This is a genomic window from Lentzea sp. NPDC055074, from assembly GCF_053608005.1.
On record NZ_JBSGUQ010000011.1, the window covers coordinates 186,745 to 204,733 of the forward strand.

The window sequence follows — 17,989 nt, forward strand, 5'->3', positions numbered from 1 at the left end:
GAGGAGATAGTCGATGCGCAAGCTCCTGCTGCTCGCGACATCGGCCCTGGTAGGGCTGACAACGATGTCCGCACCTGTGCAAGCGGCTCCCCCGAGCCAGCTCCCGCTCACCGTCACGAACAACTCGGGCCGCGGCGACGCGGTCCACCTCTACATCACCGGGATCATGAACGGCCGGCTCGGCTACCTGAACGGCAACGGCCAGTTCACGCCGTGGTCGGGCGGGGCGATCCCTCCCGTGCCCGCACCGGACTTCTCGATCCCCGGCCCCGGCAACGGCGGCAGCAAGACGGTCAACATCCCCCTCAACTTCGCGGGCGGCCGGATCTACATGGCCTTCCGGGACAAGCTGAAGTTCAGCCTGGTCCCGAACGGCCTGGTGCAGCCGGCGCCGTGGGCGGGCGGCGACCCGAACCGCGACATCCTGTTCGACTGGAGCGAGTTCAGCTACGACGGCGGCGGTCTGTGGCTCAACAGCTCCCAGGTGGACATGTTCGCGGTCCCGCACGCGGTCGAGGCGACGTCGCAGGGCGGTGCCACGAAGAAGGCGGGCCAGCTGGTCGCGAACGGGCGCAACCGGATCTTCGACCAGCACCAGCAGATGGGCGGTGACTGGGCGAGGCTCGCGTACAGCCGTTCCGACGGCACCCGGCTGCGGGTGCTCAACCCGAGCAAGGGCCTCGACGCGGGCCTGTTCTCCAGCTCCTACTTCCAGAGCTACGTCAGCAGCGTCTGGTCGACGTACCAGAGCACGCCGCTGACGGTGGTCCCGTTCCAGAACGAGCCGAACCGCAAGTTCACCGGCCGCGTCAGCGGTGGGGTCATGCGGTTCACGAACACCTCGGGCCAGCAGGTCGCGGAGTTCCAGCAGCCGTCCACCCGGGACGTGCTGAACTGCGACGGCAGGCTCGCGGCGCCGAACAACGAGCTCGGCGCGATCTCGCGGTCGCTCTGCGCGGCGCTCAACCGGTCGACGCTCGGCTTCCTGCACACCCAGCCGACGTACAACGCGAGCCAGTTCTACACCCGCGCGACCACGAACCACTTCTCGAAGATCGTGCACGCGAACATGACCGACGGACGGGCCTACGGGTTCGCCTTCGACGACGTCGGTGGGTTCGAGTCACTTGTCCACGAACCGAACCCGCGTTCGGCAAAGATCACGCTAACCGGATTTTAAACCGAAACAATCTTGCTTTTGATCGACTTTCACTCCACTGTGTGAGAGCCGTCGCCGCGGCTCTCACACAGTGGAGTCTTCGTGTGCGTACGGGTCCTGCTGGTCGAAGACGACGAGCGAATCCGGCAGGCGTTGAGCCTCGCCTTGTCCGACGAGGGTTTCTCGGTGAACGAGGCGGGTTCGGGCGAAGAGGCGTTACACCGTTTGGAGACAGAATCGTTCGACGTGGTGCTGGTCGACCTCACGCTGCCCGGCGTGGACGGCCTGGAGGTCGTGCGGACCCTCCGATCCCGCGGTGACCTGCCGATAATCGTGGTCACGGCACGCGCCGACGCCCGCGACATGATCGCCGGGCTGGAGGCGGGAGCGGACGACTACGTCACGAAACCGTTGATGGCGAGCGTTCTCGCGGCACGCGTCCGCGCGTTGTTGCGCAGGCGCGGACCGGGTCGTGAAGCCGTTCGGATCGGGGAACTGGAAATCCGTCCGCAGGAAGGGCTCGTGCACCGGGCGGGTGAACGCGTTCACCTCACCAGGACGGAATTCCGGCTGTTGCTGGAACTCGCTGGTGCGGGCGGACGAATCGTCACCAGGGAACAGCTGCTGCACAAGGTTTGGGGATATGACTACTTTGGTGACACTCGGCTGCTCGACGTGCACATAAGGAGACTCCGCCGGAAGATCGAGGCCAATCCGGACGATCCGGAGGTCGTTCTCACCGTGCGCGGCACGGGTTATCGGATCCGCTCGTGAGGCTCACGCTGCGGTGCCGGGTCACCCTGTCGTTCGGCTTCGGCCTGCTGGTGGTGACGAGCGTGCTGGCGTTCGCCACCTGGAACCTCGCCTCCGGCTACATGCTGAGGCAACGGGAGGCGAGCGCGACCCGGCAGGCCGAGGTCAACGTGCGGCTGGTCGAGAGGTCGCTGTCCTCCCCCGGCCTCGACGAGCTGCTGACCGGTCTCACCACCGGGCCCGACTCGTCGATCCTGGTGATGAGCCCCGCGGGCCTCGTGAAGGCGGGCCGCGAGGTCGAGCCGTCCCAGCTGCCGGCCGGGCTCGTGGCGCATCCGCCGGGCAACGAGAGGATCACCGTCGACGGACTGCCGATGCTCGCCGTCGCGCGGCCGGTGGCGGGTGACGCCGTGTACGTCGAGCTGTTCGGGTTGCAGCAGCTCGACCGGACGTTCGCGTTCCTGAGCGCGGTGCTGGCCGCGGGCACGATCGGCTCGGCGCTGCTCGGCGCGGCGCTGGGCTCGTGGGCGTCGAAACGGGCGCTGAAACCGCTGGCGGAGCTGAACTCCGCGGCAGGACGGATCGCCGGTGGTGATCTGCACGCCAGACTGCCCGACCAGGACGACCCGGACCTCGCGGCGCTGGCCGCGAAGTTCAACTCGACGGCGCACGCGCTGGAGCAGCGAGCTCTGCGCGACGCCCGGTTCGCCTCGGACGTCTCGCACGAGCTGCGGTCGCCCCTCACGACGATGGTGAACGCGGGCGCGGTGCTGCGCCGCCGTCGTGAGCACCTGCCGGGCACCGCCGGTACCGCGCTGGAGCTGCTGACCTCGGAGGTCGACAGGTTCGCGCGGATGGTCGTCGACCTGCTGGAGATCTCGCGCGCCGACCAGACCGACGACTACGAACCGGAGGAGCTCGACCTGAGCGCCTTGGTGCGCAACGTCATCACGAGCCGCTGGCCCGCGGTCCCGGTCGAGGCGGGCCCGGTCCGGGTGCTCGGCGACCGGCGGCGGCTGGACCGGGTCCTCGCCAACCTGGTGGAGAACGCCGAACGGCACGCGGGCGGCGCGATCCTCGTGGCGGTGACGCGGGCCGGGGCCACCGCGCGGATCGAGGTCGAGGACGACGGGCCGGGCGTGCCGGAGGAGTTGCGGGACCAGGTCTTCGAACGGTTCGCGCGCGGCAGGCCGGGCAGCCGCGGCGACGACACCGGCAGCGGGCTCGGACTCGCGCTGGTGCGCGAGCACGTGCACCGCCACCACGGCCGCGTCTGGGTCGAGGACCGCTTCCCGCGCGGTGCGCGGTTCGTGGTCGAGCTGCCGGCCCTCACGAAGCCCTGACTCCACCGCTCCCTACACGAGATCGCGGCGCACCTTCAGGAGCGTCGCCGCCCCGACGAAGACCACCACGTACCCGAGCAGGAACAGCGCCGCCGTGGTGCCGCTCAGGTCCGTCAGCACCCCTGGCGCACCCGATCCGCCCACGGCTCCGGCGAGGTTGCCCGCCGAGCCGCCCGGCAGGACCTTCGTCAGCGACTCGACCGGCCCGAGCAGGGATCCCACGCCCCGCAACAGGTTCTCCGTCACGATCGCCCACATCAGCCCGAGCCCGACGGCCAGCGCGGGCCCCTTCGTGACGACGCCGAGGAACACGCCGAACCCCGTCCACATGGCCGCGATCAGCAGCGAGGCGCCCAACGCCTTGAAGACCCCGAGCCCCGGAAGGCTCCAGTCCCAGCCCTCCAGCGATGCCACCGTGATGGACGCACCGAGGTTCACGACGAACGTCAGCGCCACCAGCAGCACCACGACGATACCCAGTGCTCCCAGGGTTCCGGCCATCGCGGACACCCGCCGCGGACCGGCGGTCAGCGTCGTCTTCCAGGTGCCCCAGCCGTACCCGCTGCCGACCGCCAGCGCCGCCAGCACCAGGACGATCGCGCCGCCGAACATCGGCAGGCCGCGCACGACGGCCGCGCCCACGTTCTCCGGCTGCATGGCGCTGATCAGCTGCTGCTGCGACATCGACCGCGTGTTGGTGCCGCCGTTCAGAGCCAGGTAGTTGAACACGTAGCCGAACGTCAGCGTCATCACCAGCCAGACACCGATCAGCACCCAGGTCGCCGGCCACTTCCACAGCCGCAGCAGCTCCGCCTTCACGCTGCCCATCACGCCGCTCCCGTCATCTCGAAGAAGACCTCTTCCAACGTCCGGCGCAGCGGCCGGACCTCCCGCACGTCCACGTCCGCGGCCACCAGGGTCCGCACCAGAGCGCCCGCGTCCGTCTCCCGCACGTGCAGCACGTCGCCGTGCAGCGTGCTGTCCTCGATCAGCACGTGCGCCTTCTCGATCGGGTCGGCGCGGATCAGCAGCACGGTGTCGCCGCGCAGCTGCTCGACCGTGCTCTCGGTGACGAGCCTGCCCTGCGAGATCACGCCCACCCGGTCGCAGATCTCCTCGACCTCGCCGAGCAGGTGGCTCGACAGCAGCACCGTCTGCCCCTGCGCGGCCAGCGCACGCACCAGGTCGCGCATGTCGGCCATGCCCGCCGGGTCGAGGCCGTTGGTCGGTTCGTCGAGGATCAGCAGCTCCGGCCGGCCGAGCAGCGCCGCGGCGACGCCGAGCCGTTGCTTCATGCCGAGCGAGTACCGGCGGAACTTCTCGCCGGCGGCGCCCACCAGGTCGACCTGCTCCAGCGCGGCCTCGACGCTCGTCCTCCCGACACCCCGGCGGGCGGCGTGCACGCGCAGGTTGTCGCGGCCGGACAGGTAAGGGTAGAAACCGGGTCCCTCGATGAGCGACCCGACCTTCAGCAACGCTTTGGGGGTGCCCGGGGCCTCGCCGAGGACACTGGCCGATCCGCTGCTCGGCCTCACGAGCCCCAGCAGCATGCGGATCGTGGTCGTCTTGCCCGCGCCGTTGGGGCCGAGGAACCCGTAGACCTCGCCCCGCCGCACGGACAGACTGACCTCGTCCACCACGGCGCGGTCGCCGTAGCGCTTCGTCAGCTTCTCCGTCGTCACGATCATGCCGACAACTCTGGTCCCGCGGATGAAGCAGGACGTCAGCCCCGGAGCGTCATCGAGATACGCACATCTGCGTACGTCCCCGGTCGTATGGTCGGAGCCATGCGGATCAAGTGGCAGGACATCGCGCTGACCGTGGCGCTGCTGTTCTTCGGGCTCGGCGGGACGCGCTTCGCCGCGCGCCTGCAGGGTGCGGAGACCCTGGACGTCCTCGCCTACCTGCTGATCGCCGTGGCGGCGTCCGGTCTGCTGTTCCGCTCGGTGCGTCCGCTGTGGACGGTCGTGGTCACGACCGTGCCGATCGTCGTCTACCTGGCGTTCGGCTACCCGTTCGGCCCGATCCTGATGAGCGGCGTCGCGGCGATGTACGCGGTGGCGGTCTACGCGCGCATCGAACTGGCCGCCGCGTGCGCGCTGGCCTACGCGCTGGCGATCCTGCCGTGGTGGAACGACACGGTGACGTCGTGGATCACCTGGTCCGCGGGCTGGATCCTGCTGCCCGTCGCGGCGGGTGTGCTGATGAAGCTTCGCCAGAAGTCCGTTGTGGACGTTCGCGAGCGCGTGGTGATCTCCGAACGGCTGCGGCTCGCCCAGGAGGTCCACGACGTCGTCGGCCACGGCCTGAGCGTGATCGCGATGCAGGCCGGCGTCGCCCTGTACGTGCTGGACAAGGACCCGGCGAAGGCCCGCGCGTCACTGGAGGCCATCCGCGACACGTCGAAGGAGGCCCTCGAAGGCCTGCGGTCCGAACTGGACACTCTGCGCGGCTCGGCTCCCCTCACGCCGACGATCACGCTCGCCGACCTGCCCGCCCTCACCGCGAGGATGCGCGAGGCAGGGCTGGAGGTGTCGCTCGAGGTCGCCGAGATCGAGCTCCCGGACACCTACCAGCCGGCCGTGTACCGGATCGTGCAGGAGTCGCTGACGAACGTGCTGCGGCACTCCTCCCCCGGCGTCACGGCGGCGGTCAAGGTCTACACCGTGCGGGAGGAGCTGGTCGTCCACGTGACCGACACCGGCACCCCGGCGGCGTTCGTCGAGGGCCACGGCATCACGGGCATGCGGTCACGGGCGGAAGCGCTCGGCGGCACGCTGGAGGTCGGTGGAGCACACGGCTTCTCGGTGATGGCCCGGATACCGTTGCCCGCATGATTCGCGTGGTGGTGGCCGACGACCAGCCGCTGGTCCGGATGGGACTGCGGACGTTGATCGAGACCGAGGACGGCGTGCAGCTCGCCGGAGAGGCCGCCGACGGACGCGAGGCGCTGGCACTCATCCAGTCCGTCAAGCCGGACGTGGTGTTCCTCGACATCCGCATGCCGCTGCTGGACGGCCTGGAGGTGCTGCGGCGGATCAGCGCCGACCCCGCGTGCGCCGAGGTGAAGATCGTCATGCTCACGACGTTCGACCTCGACGAGTACGTGTTCGAGGCGCTGCGCACGGGCGCGTCAGGCTTCCTGGTCAAGGACTCCGACCCGACCGACCTGCTGCGCGCCGTGCACGTGGTGGCCGACGGCGGTTCGCTGCTCTCGCCGTCCGTCACGCGCCGGGTGATCGACCGGTTCGCGTCCGGCGCGTCGGCGAGGCCCGTGCCGCACCTCGACAAGCTGACCGAACGCGAGCGGGAGATCATGCGGCACGTGGCGTCCGGCGCGTCCAACGACGAGATCGCCGCCGTGCTGGTGATCTCGCCCGCGACGGTGCGCACCCACGTGTCGCGGGCGATGGTCAAGCTGGGCGCACGCGACCGCGCCCAGCTCGTGGTGTTCGCCGTGCAGTCGGGTCTCACCTGACGTGCGCGTTCACCGGGCCAGGACGTGGACCGCTCCCCCGCGAGCCGTCCACGTCAGCCCAGGTCAGGCCTGAGCGTTCTCGAAAGCCTGCTTGAGCCCGGCCGCGATCTCCGGCGGGATCGAGTCGTAGGCGCGCGGCGGCTGCGGGTCGTACTCGATCCCGACCTGCACCGCCTGGGCGACCATCTCGCCGAACTCGGCCTCGACGAGCCGCAACGCCATGTCGATGCCCGCCGAGACGCCCGCGCCGCTGACGACCTTGCCGTCGAACACCACCCGGTCGGTGCTGACCTCGACGCCGCGGACCTCCAGGTCCTCGCGGGCGGCCCAGTGCGTCGTGGCCTTCGAGACCAGCCCGGCCTCCGCGAGCAGCGTCGACCCCGTGCACACCGACGTCGTCCACTTCGTCGTCGGGTGCACCTCGCGCAGCCATTCGACGACGCCGCCGGAGTCCTCGAGCAGCTCCTTCCAGTGCCCGGAACCCGGCACCACGACGATGTCGGTCGACTTCAGCGAGTCGAACGTGTCGGTGGGCACGACGGTCAGCCCGTTGTCGGACCTCACCGGGTCGAGCGTCGCGGCCACGAAGCGGGCGTTCACGACGGGGACGGCGGCGATCACCTCGTACGGGCCGACGAAGTCGAGCGCGGTCATGTTCGGGTAGAGCACGAACGTGGCATCCATCAGGCAACCCCAGTGGTCCGGAAACGGGCGCGGTAGCTGCCCGGCGACACGCCGAGCACGCGCAGGAAGGCCCGCCGCAGGGTCTCGGCCGAGCCGAACCCCGACTGGCGGGCGACGAGGTCGAGCGAGTCGCCGCTGCTGGCCAGCCTGTCCGCGGCGGCCTCGACCCGGGCTCGTTCGACGTACTGCGCGGGCGAGATGCCCACGCTGCGGGAGAAGACGCGGGCGAAGTGCCGCACGCTCATCATCGCCTTGCGCGCCATGACCGGCACCGTCCACTCCCGCGTCGGGTCGGCGTGGATGTCGTCGAGCAACGCGCGCAGCGAGCCGTCCGGCACCGGTTTCGCGCGGGTGTGCACGCTGAACTGCGACTGGCCGCCCGAGCGCTGCAGGAAGACGACCAGGTACTGCGCGATCCTGCGGGCGAGCGCCGGTCCGTGGTCCTGCTCCACCATGGCTAGCGCGAGGTCGATGCCCGCCGTCACCCCTGCCGACGTGGACACCTCGCCGTCGCACACGAAGATCGCGTCCGGCTCCACCTCGACGCCCCGGTTCTCCAGTTCACCGGTGAACGCCCAGTGCGTCGTCGCCTTCTTGCCCTTCAACAACCCCGCGCTCGCCAGCACGACCGAGCCGGTGCAGACCCCCGCGACCCGGCGCGACCGCAACGCCAGCCGCCGCAGGTTCGTCGTGAGCACCGCGTCGGACGCGGCCTCGTCGTACCCCCAGCCACCGACCACGAGCAGCGTGTCGATCGGGCGGTCCAGCGTGCGCAGGTCGGCCCCCGCCTCGACGCGCACCCCCGCCGTCGCGGTGAACGGCCCGCCGCCGAGCGTGGCGACGGTGACCTGGTAGCGCTGCTCCCCGTAGTTCGCCGCCTGGAACACCTCGATCGGTCCCGCCAGGTCCAGCAACGCCGTGCGGTCGTACCCGACCACGACTACTTCCCTCGGATTCCCCACACCTCCACTTTCCCCATCGCCGCCTGAGGCGGCAACGCCATATCCCCCTCGCATTCGGACACCCCCGTAAACTGGTCCGCGATGCGCAGACTGCTCTTTCTCGCGGCGATCGGCCTGCTCACGATCGTGCTGGTCGTGAGCGACCACGTGTTCCCGCCACCCTCCGCCCCGGACCGAGAGACCAGGACCGCGGTCGTGGCGCTCGGCGACAGCACGATGTCCGGCGAGGGCGCCGGCGCCTACGAGCCCGGCACCGACGGCGAGGAGGGCGGCAACTGGTGCCACCGCTCCCGCGACGCCGAGATCATGAAGACCGAGGTCGAGGCCGACCAGAAGATCAACCTGGCGTGCTCGGGCGCGAACTCGGACAAGCTGCGCAACGAGCAGCTGCCGCGCCTGCGAGACATCGCCGGCGCGAACCAGGTCGTCGCGATCGTGGTGGCCATCGGCGCGAACGACGACCCGCGTTTCTCCGAGATCCTCAACAAGTGCTTCGAGGCGTGGGGCAAGCGCAGCGACTGCACGTCGTCCGTCGCGCCGGAGTGGACCAAGCGCGTGCGGCGCATGGTGCCCAAGGTCGAGAACACGCTGAAAGCCATCCGCCAGACCATGCGCGACTCCGGCTACCTCGACTCCTCGTACCAGCTGGTCGTGCAGTCGTACGCGGCCCCGGTGTCGCCGAAGATGCCGCAGTCGCTGCAGAACCTGTCCGGCTGCCCGCTGCGCTCCGCCGACCTGGAGTGGGTCGTCGAGGAGGCCGTGCCGGAGCTGTCGAACGGCCTGCGCACGGCCGCGGCGAAGGTCAACGCCCGCTTCCTCGACCTGGCGCGCGCCGGAGTGGGCCGCGAGGCGTGCGTGGGCGGGGACGACCCGTCGTCGGAGTGGTTCACGCGGCTGTCGGTGGACTGGGACGGGCTGAAGGACCAGCGGCGGTCGTCACACGCGCTGCAGGAGTCGTTCCACCCCAACGCCCGTGGTCACGAGCAGATCGGGCGGTGTCTCGGGGAGTTCCTGGCGTCGGACAAGCGGGACGGGGCGTGCGTCGCCCGGCTGGACGGGTCGCTCGGACTCAACACCGAGAGCTAGTTCCGCGTTCCATCAGTGCGCCGGCGACTTCAGGAGGCAGCGGGAATGGTGGATCGGATGCGGATCGTCGAGCTGGACCGCTCGGCGGACGACCGCGGGCTCAGCTTCTCGCTCCCGCGCGAGCAGCTCGGGCTGATCGGTGCGATCCAGGACGTGCACATCGCCGAGGTCCGGCCGGGTGCGGTGCGCGGCAACCACTTCCACGCTCATCGGGATGAGCTGATCGCCGTCGTCCACGCCGGCAGGTGGTCGGTGCACTGGGACACCGGTGAGGGCACGGAGGTGCACAGCCGCTCGTTCGACGGCAGTGGCGCGGTGGCGGTCGTGCCTCCCCGCGGCTGGGCACACGCCGTGCGCAACGACGGAGACGAGACCATGTGGATCTACGTGGCGAGCGACGCCGCCTACGACCAGGGTGACCCGGACGCGACGCGCAGAGTGGTCGTGCGGCCGTGACCGACGTCTTCCGGACTTTCTGCCACATCAGCGAATACGGCGAGGCGGGGTATGCGAACCTGCACCGGATGATCGCGACGAGCTCGCCGCTCGTGCTCTGGGCGCCGTCGAGCAGGCTCATCAGCTCGAAGGACTGCCGGGTGAGCGAGAGGGAGTTCGTCTCACTGGTCGAGCGCGGCACGGTGCGGATCATCGGCCGGGAACCGTGGCTGACCGACCGCGAGGCGCGGAACAGTCACCACTGGGAAGGTGCGGCCTGGACACCCCTGATCGACGACGCGATCAGGGCGATCGCCCTGGAGGACGCGAACCTGGCGCGGAACTCCCGGCGCGTCATCATCGCGGAGGAGGAGCGGGGAATCACCTGGGCACCCGCGTACGTGGCCGAGAACCCCGGTCTGGCCGCTCTCCTGCACGAGACCCTCCTGGCACCGGACGCGGCACTGCACTTCCCGGTCGGCGTGATCGCCGAGGCGACGCGGCACGCCGAGGATCCTGTCGATCTCGCGGTGCACATCACCCGCCACGCGTACAACCACGACGCCGCGATCGCGCAGGCGGGGAGCCGGACGCCCTTTCTGCTGGAGCGCCGGGAAAGCCGGTTCAACGAGCTGCTGCGGTCCGTGCGTGACGCGTCGGACGTCGAGTTCCCGGCCGTGGCGCCCGCCGCCGCGCTGTCCCCCTCCGACCTGGCCGAGCTCACGTCCGAGGTCCTGACCGTGCTGACACACCTGGAGAACGGATCCGCCACCGGTGTCGAGAGGTTCGTGAAGAGCGGCGGGCACCAGCTGCTGGCCACGTGGATGCGGAACAGCTGCGAGTCGATCGGGCGCACGAGCGCCACGAGCGTCCGCGGCGAGGTGATCGCCCGGCTGCAGCAGGAGTTCGAGAGCAACAGGCTCGAGAACAGCTGGCCGCAGACCTTCGGGACCCCGGACTCGCTGATCGGGTCGATCGGCACCTCGGCGGGGATCACCGAGGCCGTCGCCTCCGAGCTGACGATCTACGGCGCGGTCGGGCTCGCCGCGGGAGCGTACGCGATCGGGAAGAGCCTGGCTCAGCGGCTGGGCCACGTCGCCGTTCCCTACACGGGCCCGCAGTGGGCGTTCCTCTACGCGTTCGGGCGGCGCGCTTCCGGGCGCAGGCACGCGAAGCTGCAGCTGACCCTCGACAACCTGGGGACCGGCGGCTAGGTCCAGAGCTTCAGTTCGTCGCGCGGCCAGCCGGGATCGCCCGTGCGCGCGAACTCGGCCCACGCCCGGGCGATGTCGCCGCGGAACATGTCCGGCACGTCCGCACCGTGGTGCGCGGGATGCCTGGCGTAGATCGACCGGAACGCGCTGCCGTGCTCGTCCGCGAGCCTCGTCGTGGGGCGCTGGAACAGGTCCACGTCCTCATCGGCCGTGTGGCACGTCATCAGCTCGACGTCGTACGGCCCTTCCAACGGGCTGCGCGGCAGCGTGTCGCCGTCGATGATCGGCTGGTACAGCACGACGTCCGGGTCTTTCGCGCGCTGCACCTCGACGGCTTCACGAGGTGTGAAGAACCGTCCCGCGAGGCTGTGCACGACGGCCCGGTGGAACAGGCCCGCGGCCGACGGCATCACCATCAGGCTCGCGACGGTCTGCGCCCCGGACGACTGGCCCGCGACGGTGACGTTGTACGGATCTCCGCCGTAGCGCGCGATGTTGCGGTGGATCCAGCGCAACGCCGAAACGACGTCGAGCAGACCGCGATTGTGCGGAAACCCTTCCACCGCACCATAACCGTCAAAAGCGAGCCGGTAGTCGCAGCTGACGAACACAACGCCGTGCGACGCGAGGACGTCCCCGGCGTACTCCGGCTGCGCCGAGGACCCGACGGTGTTGGCCCCGCCGTGCACCCAGAGGATCACCGGCGCGGCAGAGTCCACCGTGGACCACACGTTCAGCGTGTGCTTGTCGCCGAACGCACCGGCCGGCTCGCCGTCGCAGTCCACCGGTGGGCGGAGGCGCAGCGAGCCGACCGGCGGCTCCGCGTAACGGATGCCGAGGTTCAGGCCGTCACCTGGTGCGAGACCGGGAGGACGCGCAGGTTCGCCGCCGCCCGTTCCAGCTGGGAGAGCACGCTCGGACGCAGGCGCGCGATCTCGTCGTCCGACGCCGGGCCGGCCATCTCCTGCAGCAGCACCTGCTGCGGGTGGTCACCCTCGGCTTCGGCGACGGCCAGCACCCGGAAGGGCGTGCCGGGCGCGAAGAGGACGCGTTCCTCGGTGGCGACGGCGACGCGGTCGGCGACCTCGACCCGGCGGCCGGTGACCGACCAGATCAGGTACTCGGTGACGCCGTCGATGCGCTGCGACGGGTTCGCGACGGCGTCCAGCAGGCCGTGCTCGACCAGGACGTCGCCGCTGCGGTAGCGCCGCGGGCCGGTCTGGCCGCTCACGCCCCACACCGTGGCCACGCCGCTGTGCACGGGCAGGCGGTTCAGGCCCGAGACGATGCACGCGACGTACGGGCGCAGGCGGCCCAGACGACCCATGCGGAGCGTCTCGACGACCATGTCCTCGTCCTGCGACACGCACGCCAGCAACGCGGTGAGGTCGGTGACCATCGCCTCGAACGCGGCCGGGTCCTCCTCCGCGTCCGGACGCTGGGAGAGCAGGCGCACGACCGTCGCCGCGTGCACTCCGTAGCGCTCGCCGAGGGCACGGCGGACCGTGTCGCGTTCGGCGTCGGAGCTGCTGTGGTCCGCGTCGATGAACTCGCGCTCGCCGGTGTTCTCCGGCTGGGCCTCCCACATCGCCAGCGGCTGCAACGGCAGCGGGCCGTCGACGCGGAACCTCACCGGGGCGGAGTCCGGGTCGTCCGACGGGAACGCGGCCTCGTCCGGGTCGTCCAGCGCGTGCGACGCCACGGCCGACATGGCCGGACCGGCGCCCATGCTCGCGTACGCGGGCTGCTCGGGCTCGGCGGGCGTGACGGCGGTGAAGAAGTCGACGCCGCCGTCCGACGAGTCCCGCGTCGCCAGCGCGTGCGCCGGAGAGCTCGGCGCCGGACTGGGTGCCGGCGGAGGCGGGGGCGGCGGTGCGATCACCTTGGAGTCGCAGAACACCAGGCGCAGGAGCTTGCGCACCTCGGGCTCGAGGCGTTCCACGAGAGCAGCGCCGTGCACCGCGACCGCACCGGGCGTCGTGCGCCCTGGCGTGCCCACGGTCAGACGTGCCCACTCCGGGTCCAACGGCTGTGTGCGCACCTCGGCCGCGTTGTACGGCTCGTCCTGCTCACGCACCCACAGGCCGGAGGGCACCACTTCGAGCACCACGCCGTCGCCGAGCGCGAACACTCCGGGCGAGACCTCGGTCAGGCCCTGCACCGGCGTCCGGTAGCCCGAGACGACGGGGACGGACTCGTTCGGCACGCACAGCACCTCGGTGACGAACGGGCGCCACGTCTGCTGGCCGCGCGGGTCGACCGCGATCACCGCCGGGCCGCCGCCGCGCAGGTTGCCCACCGGGATGCCGGTGAACATCGCGATCGGCTCGCCGATCTGGTCGGCCACGAGGCTGCCGATGCTCGCGTCGATGCCGTACGGCACGAGCCGCACGCGCGACCGGGCCGCCTGGGGCAGCGCGGTGAGCAGGCGGCACACCTCGTCGATCGGGATCGACGACTGGCCGGGCCCGCCGACGACGACCGTCAGCACGTTGTCGCGGCACGGCAGCGCCACGATCGGCCGCGAGTCCTGGGCGGCCGGGTCGAACGGCGGCTGCTGCGCGCGCAGCCAGAGCCCGCTCGGGATCGGCTCGGAGATGCCGATCTCGCCCGTCGGCCACGGTGAGTTCGGGTCCATCGCCTCCCACTGCGGCACCGGGAAGCGGCGGCCGAACGGCATCGGGGACGCGTTCGGCTGGAACCTCACCCAGCTGCCGTAGCCCTGCGTGCCGACGACGAACGCGGCACCGGGCACCGTGGTCAGCACGCCGTCCGGCGCGACGACCTCGGCCTGCAGCTGCTCGGCGAGCCACTGCGCGGGAGCGGTCGGCCGCATCGTGCCGGCGTGCGAGACCGCGAGCCGGACGGGCCCGCGGCCGTGCAGCGCCGTCACGACGTGCGGCCAGAAGGTGCTTTGGTCCCCGCTCGGGAAGTCGACCACGACGACGGTCCGGCCGGTGTCGGCCGGAAGCGCGCGGGCGAGTCCCGTGGCACCCTGGCTCGGGCCCTCGGGAGCGGAGACGACGAGCGTCGACCCCACGAGGTTCGCCGCGAACGGCGTCCTCTGGGGTACGGGCTCCGGCTGCGGCGCTGCAGGCGGGGGCTGCTCGACGGGGTACAGATCCAGGTCCTGGTCGGTGCTCGTGATGGTCTGAACTCCGAAACTGCTCTGGCCAGAACTCTGCTGGGTCTGCTGGATCTGTGGTTGCTGCTCGCCCTGGGCGGCGGCACGTCGGCCCAACAAGCGCCTGATCACCTCCGTGCCATCCCGGTCACTCGCCCTTTCGGCTTAATCGGGCAACGGTCGTGCACGCTATCAAGACGCGCCGTGCTTCCGTCACCCAGTCGGGGTCTTTGAAGTCATCCGATCGAGACCCACACCGCCCGCGCCCGTCCGCACACTCCGTCAGGACCGATGATCGCGGACGCGGAGTAGGCCTTGCGCCCCTCCTTGCCGAGCTCCCACGCCAGCAGCACGTGGTCCACGCCCAGCGCTACCGGCCGCTCGACCTGCGCGACGAACGTGCCGAGCACGAACGCCGGGCCGCCGTCCGGGGCGACGGGCTGCGCGGACGGGCAGTCGAGCGCGGCCCAGACGATCTCCGGGAGCACGCTCACGCCGTCGTTCGGCAGGACCTCGGTCGGCCTCCAGACGCCGGCCCACTCGCTGCGGCCGTCGAGCGGGCCGAGCAGCGCGGCGATGCCGTCCTCACGGCCGGGACCGCACCCGAAGCACGTCGGGAACGGGTGCCGGTCGCGCCACGGCACCGTCGCGGACGCTTTGAGCGCCTCGTCCAGCGTCGGCGCGGCGGGCACCTCCAGGTCGAGCGCGGCGGCCTCGGCGGAGGCGATCACGACCTCGCCGTCGAGCAGCTGCCCGTCCCTGACCTGCATCTCCCGGTCCAGCGGGATCGGTTTGCGCAGCCGGACGCTGACCGCGCCGCCCTCGACGTGGGCGGCGAGCAGACCGGCCGAGTAACCGCCATTGCCCATGCCGGGAGGCCCGTTGAACCTGCTCGCGACGATCACGGTGCTCATTCCAGGCCCTCCGCGTACACCCACTGGCCGTTCTCCCTGATGAACTTGCTGCGCTCGTGCACGACGCCGCCGACGTAGTGCGCCCGGAACTCCACCACGCCCTCGGCCTGGAGCAGTCCGCCGTTCTCGGTCGACAGGATTTCGAGCTTCAGCCAGCGGTCGGTCGAGTCGATCCCGGCGCTCGAGGGGCGGTGCTTCGCGGCCCACGTGCGCAGCAGGTAGTCCTCATCGGACACGGCGAAAGCGCTGTAGCGAGAACGCATCAGCTGCTCCGCGGTGGCCGCCTTGCGGGCTCCGGAGTGCAGCGCACCACAACAGTCCACATAGGACTGACCGGTACCGCAGGGGCACAGTTTGTTGTTCACGTCGACATTGTGCCTGGTGAACCCGTTAGAACCGATGCCCCACCTCATACGTACCCCTTGTCAAGACTGACTCGCGGGAGGCAGAGGAGACGGCAGTGAGTGTCGACAGCAGGACAGAGCTCGTACCGCTGCGCACGTGGTTCGGACTGCGCTGGCGCGGCTACGACCGCGACGAGGTGGACGACTACGTCGCGGAGCTGGAAGCCGAGCTTCGCCTGGTCACGGCCGACCGGGACGCCTCGGAGGCCCGAGCCGAGGCCCTGGCCGCCAGACTGGTCACGGTCCAGGAGGAGAACGCCGCCCTGCAGGACGGCCTGCACCGCATCTGCCTGACCCCGATCGACCCGAAGGGCCTGCCCGAACGGCTCGCCCGCATGGTCGCCCTGGCCGAGGAAGAACGGCGTGACGTCGTGCGGGACGCCCAGCTCAAGGCGTTGATGATCGTGGGCGAGGCCGAGCAACGGGCTCGCCGGCTCGACGAGGAGGCGGCCGAGAAGCGCGAGGGGATCCGCGAGGACTTCCGGCTCGCGATGTCGGCCCGCCGGGCCGAGGCGATGCGGGCCCTGGCCGAGCTGCGCAACGTCGCCCGTGACGAGGCGGAACGCATCGTCACGGAGGCCAAGATCCAGAGCCTGCACATCGAATGACGACCCGGAGCGGGCCTGGGCAGGGATCCTCCGGGGTCCCGCCCGGCTCTCTCACCCCATCGGCCACACCCGGCCCGCCCACACCTCGGCCTGCTCCCTCGTCTCGTACTCGGGCAGGTAGGGACCGGCCGCGACCACGACGCCGAGCGAGTGCACCAGCTCGGCGTGCGCCTGCGAGACCACGCCGTGCGCACCGACCTTGACACCCAGCTCCTCGGCCCGGTCCACCAGGTACCGGACCTGACGCCGCGCCCACTCCGGCGGGTCGGCGACACCGACCGCCGCCACGATCGGCCCCACCAGCATCACGGCGGGCACCGGCAGGCCGAACGCGGAGACCAGTTCGAGGTCCGGCAGTCCCGCCACGTCCATCACGAACACGATGCCGAGGCGGGCGAGCACACCGATCGACTCCTGCAGGTCGCCGCGCGCGTCCAGCAGTGACGCGCTGTCCGCGCACAGCATCAGCCGCCGCGCCTCCAGGCCGTGCCGCTCGAGCTCGGTGCGGACGATGCTGACGAGGTCCGCGTCGATCGCCATGCGGCGCGGCAGGTTCAGGCACACCATCGGGGCTCCGTCGCCGAACCGGGCGCGCCAGTCCGCGGCGGTCTCCACCGCCTCCGCGAGCAGGTGCCTGCCCAGCGGCATCGTCATCCCGGTCAGCTCCGCGAGCGCGTACACCTCGTCCGCGCGCAGCCTGCCCAGCGTCGGGTGCCGCCAGCACAGGCTCGCCTTCAGCGACGTGACGACCGGGGCGTCGGGCAGGACGACCTGCGGCTGCAGGACGATGCCGACCTCGCCGCTCTCGATCGCGCCCGCGAGCGACGCCGCCAGGAAGTACCGGTCCCGCGCCGCCTGGTCCGTCTCCTGGTCGTACAGCACCCACTGCGACTTGCCGAGGTCCTTGGCCCGGTGCAGCGCGACCTCGGCGGAGCGGGCCAGCGCGTGGTGCTCCGCCGACGAGTCCCCGATCACCACACCGACGCTCGCGCTCACGCCGACACCGACGCGGGTGTCGTGGTAGACCGGTTGCGCCAGCCGGTCGATCGTCTCCTCCACCAGCGCCACCACCGACTGCCGCGTGAGCACCCCGCGCAGCGCCACGCCGAACTCGTCGCGGAACAGCCGCGCGATGAACGCGTCCTCCTGGTCGAAGACCTCGCGCAACGTGCCGGCGGTCGCGCGCAGGACGCGGTTCGCGAGGTCCGGCCCGAGGCCGTCGTTGATCACGCCGAACCCGTCGACGTCCAGCAGCAGCACGGCGATCTGCTCGCCGGCGCCCGCGGTGGCGACCATGCTCTCGAGCTTCGACCGGAAGTAGGCGTCGTTGGGCAGCCCGGTCAGCGCGTCGTGCAGCGTCTGGTGGCGGAACGTCTCGCGCAGCTGCCGCAGCTCCTGCCCGTCCTCCAGCAGGAACAGCAGCCCCTCGTCCGGCGCCGGCAACACGGTCGCCGACACCTGCACGAACCTGCTGGGCGCCTCGGCGGAGACGATCTCCGCCTCACCCCGCACGACGAGGTCGTGGTCACGGCGCAGCTTCGAGATCGCGTCGGCCAGGAACCGGCCGCTCGCGCCCGTCGCCGCCACGTCACCGATGCCGAGACCCTCCGGCTCCGCGAACCCGGTCCCCTCGGCGAGCTCCGCGAACACCGGGTTCGTCCGCCGTACGACACCGTCGAGATCGGTGATCACCGCCGCGGCCGGGCAGGCGCGGAAGAACACGTCGAAACGCTGGGCGTCGGGCGTCACTGCGACACCTCACACCCAGGCGTTCCGGCGGCACAAGGGCATCGGAACTCTCGCTGCGCCATTGGGGTGACACCAG

At 70.9% G+C, this 17,989-nt stretch carries 18 protein-coding genes; 9 read left to right on the forward strand and 9 right to left on the reverse strand.

Features of this window, described 5'->3' with window-relative positions; translation table 11 throughout:
* The first annotated feature begins 13 nt into the window (after positions 1 to 13).
* The 3 genes from ACWF7A_RS25125 (at position 14) to ACWF7A_RS25135 (ending at position 3,255) form a co-directional block, all read left to right on the forward strand.
* On the forward strand, positions 14 to 1,180 hold the full coding sequence (locus ACWF7A_RS25125; RefSeq protein ID WP_452252930.1) for a beta-1,3-glucanase family protein: 1,167 nt from the start codon (positions 14 to 16) through the stop codon (positions 1,178 to 1,180).
* A gap of 81 nt (positions 1,181 to 1,261) precedes the next feature.
* The gene (locus ACWF7A_RS25130) at positions 1,262 to 1,933 is read left to right on the forward strand and encodes a response regulator transcription factor (protein WP_452252931.1); all 672 of its coding nucleotides are present in this window, start codon (positions 1,262 to 1,264) and stop codon (positions 1,931 to 1,933) included.
* On the forward strand, positions 1,930 to 3,255 hold the full coding sequence (locus tag ACWF7A_RS25135) for a HAMP domain-containing sensor histidine kinase (protein WP_452252932.1): 1,326 nt from the start codon (positions 1,930 to 1,932) through the stop codon (positions 3,253 to 3,255). The genes ACWF7A_RS25130 and ACWF7A_RS25135 overlap by 4 nt, the downstream gene beginning before the upstream one ends.
* 12 nt (positions 3,256 to 3,267) lie before the next feature.
* On the opposite strand, the gene ACWF7A_RS25140 is transcribed toward ACWF7A_RS25135, so the two are convergent.
* Positions 3,268 to 4,083, reverse strand: a complete 816-nt coding sequence (locus ACWF7A_RS25140; protein ID WP_452252933.1) for a hypothetical protein — start codon at positions 4,081 to 4,083, stop codon at positions 3,268 to 3,270.
* On the reverse strand, positions 4,083 to 4,943 hold the full coding sequence (locus ACWF7A_RS25145) for an ABC transporter ATP-binding protein (RefSeq protein WP_452252934.1): 861 nt from the start codon (positions 4,941 to 4,943) through the stop codon (positions 4,083 to 4,085). Before ACWF7A_RS25145 ends, ACWF7A_RS25140 begins: the two co-directional genes overlap by 1 nt.
* A 99-nt stretch (positions 4,944 to 5,042) precedes the next feature.
* Between ACWF7A_RS25145 and ACWF7A_RS25150 the strand changes: the two genes are divergently transcribed.
* Both ACWF7A_RS25150 and ACWF7A_RS25155 read left to right on the forward strand, forming a co-directional pair.
* The gene (locus ACWF7A_RS25150) at positions 5,043 to 6,092 is read left to right on the forward strand and encodes a sensor histidine kinase (protein WP_452252935.1); all 1,050 of its coding nucleotides are present in this window, start codon (positions 5,043 to 5,045) and stop codon (positions 6,090 to 6,092) included.
* On the forward strand, positions 6,089 to 6,733 hold the full coding sequence (locus ACWF7A_RS25155; RefSeq protein ID WP_452252936.1) for a response regulator: 645 nt from the start codon (positions 6,089 to 6,091) through the stop codon (positions 6,731 to 6,733). Before ACWF7A_RS25150 ends, ACWF7A_RS25155 begins: the two co-directional genes overlap by 4 nt.
* Before the next feature lie 63 nt (positions 6,734 to 6,796).
* On the opposite strand, the gene ACWF7A_RS25160 is transcribed toward ACWF7A_RS25155, so the two are convergent.
* Both ACWF7A_RS25160 and ACWF7A_RS25165 read right to left on the reverse strand, forming a co-directional pair.
* Positions 6,797 to 7,417, reverse strand: coding sequence for a DJ-1/PfpI family protein (locus ACWF7A_RS25160; protein ID WP_452252937.1), 621 nt, complete (start codon positions 7,415 to 7,417; stop codon positions 6,797 to 6,799).
* Positions 7,417 to 8,379 (reverse strand): GlxA family transcriptional regulator, encoded by a 963-nt coding sequence (locus tag ACWF7A_RS25165; protein WP_452252938.1) that lies wholly within the window; start codon positions 8,377 to 8,379, stop codon positions 7,417 to 7,419. Before ACWF7A_RS25165 ends, ACWF7A_RS25160 begins: the two co-directional genes overlap by 1 nt.
* A gap of 81 nt (positions 8,380 to 8,460) precedes the next feature.
* On the opposite strand from ACWF7A_RS25165, the gene ACWF7A_RS25170 reads away from it, so the two are divergent.
* Genes ACWF7A_RS25170 through ACWF7A_RS25180 form a run of 3 tightly spaced genes read left to right on the forward strand, consistent with a single transcriptional unit; the run spans position 8,461 to position 11,114 of the window.
* Complete coding sequence (locus ACWF7A_RS25170; RefSeq protein ID WP_452252939.1) at positions 8,461 to 9,465, forward strand: GDSL-type esterase/lipase family protein; 1,005 nt, start codon at positions 8,461 to 8,463, stop codon at positions 9,463 to 9,465.
* Between the two features lie 57 nt (positions 9,466 to 9,522).
* Complete coding sequence (locus ACWF7A_RS25175; RefSeq protein WP_452252940.1) at positions 9,523 to 9,921, forward strand: polysaccharide biosynthesis C-terminal domain-containing protein; 399 nt, start codon at positions 9,523 to 9,525, stop codon at positions 9,919 to 9,921.
* Positions 9,918 to 11,114 (forward strand): hypothetical protein, encoded by a 1,197-nt coding sequence (locus ACWF7A_RS25180; RefSeq protein ID WP_452252941.1) that lies wholly within the window; start codon positions 9,918 to 9,920, stop codon positions 11,112 to 11,114. Before ACWF7A_RS25175 ends, ACWF7A_RS25180 begins: the two co-directional genes overlap by 4 nt.
* Here the strand turns inward: ACWF7A_RS25180 and ACWF7A_RS25185 are convergent.
* From ACWF7A_RS25185 to ACWF7A_RS25200, 4 genes are all read right to left on the reverse strand, one after another.
* Entirely contained in the window at positions 11,111 to 11,899 is a 789-nt protein-coding gene (locus ACWF7A_RS25185; protein ID WP_452252942.1) for a carboxylesterase family protein, read from the reverse strand. The genes ACWF7A_RS25180 and ACWF7A_RS25185 overlap by 4 nt on opposite strands.
* A 56-nt stretch (positions 11,900 to 11,955) precedes the next feature.
* Entirely contained in the window at positions 11,956 to 14,358 is a 2,403-nt protein-coding gene (locus ACWF7A_RS25190; RefSeq protein WP_452252943.1) for a hypothetical protein, read from the reverse strand.
* A 116-nt stretch (positions 14,359 to 14,474) separates the two neighbouring features.
* Complete coding sequence (locus ACWF7A_RS25195) at positions 14,475 to 15,152, reverse strand: hypothetical protein (RefSeq protein WP_452252944.1); 678 nt, start codon at positions 15,150 to 15,152, stop codon at positions 14,475 to 14,477.
* On the reverse strand, positions 15,149 to 15,517 hold the full coding sequence (locus ACWF7A_RS25200) for a YchJ family protein (RefSeq protein WP_452252945.1): 369 nt from the start codon (positions 15,515 to 15,517) through the stop codon (positions 15,149 to 15,151). The genes ACWF7A_RS25195 and ACWF7A_RS25200 overlap by 4 nt, the downstream gene beginning before the upstream one ends.
* 95 nt (positions 15,518 to 15,612) lie before the next feature.
* On the opposite strand from ACWF7A_RS25200, the gene ACWF7A_RS25205 reads away from it, so the two are divergent.
* On the forward strand, positions 15,613 to 16,164 hold the full coding sequence (locus ACWF7A_RS25205) for a DivIVA domain-containing protein (RefSeq protein WP_452252946.1): 552 nt from the start codon (positions 15,613 to 15,615) through the stop codon (positions 16,162 to 16,164).
* Positions 16,165 to 16,215: 51 nt separating this feature from the next.
* On the opposite strand, the gene ACWF7A_RS25210 is transcribed toward ACWF7A_RS25205, so the two are convergent.
* Positions 16,216 to 17,913 carry a diguanylate cyclase domain-containing protein gene (locus tag ACWF7A_RS25210; RefSeq protein ID WP_452252947.1) on the reverse strand — a complete coding sequence of 566 codons (1,698 nt, stop codon included), beginning with the start codon at positions 17,911 to 17,913 and terminating at the stop codon, positions 16,216 to 16,218.
* Between the last annotated feature and the right edge of the window lie 76 nt (positions 17,914 to 17,989).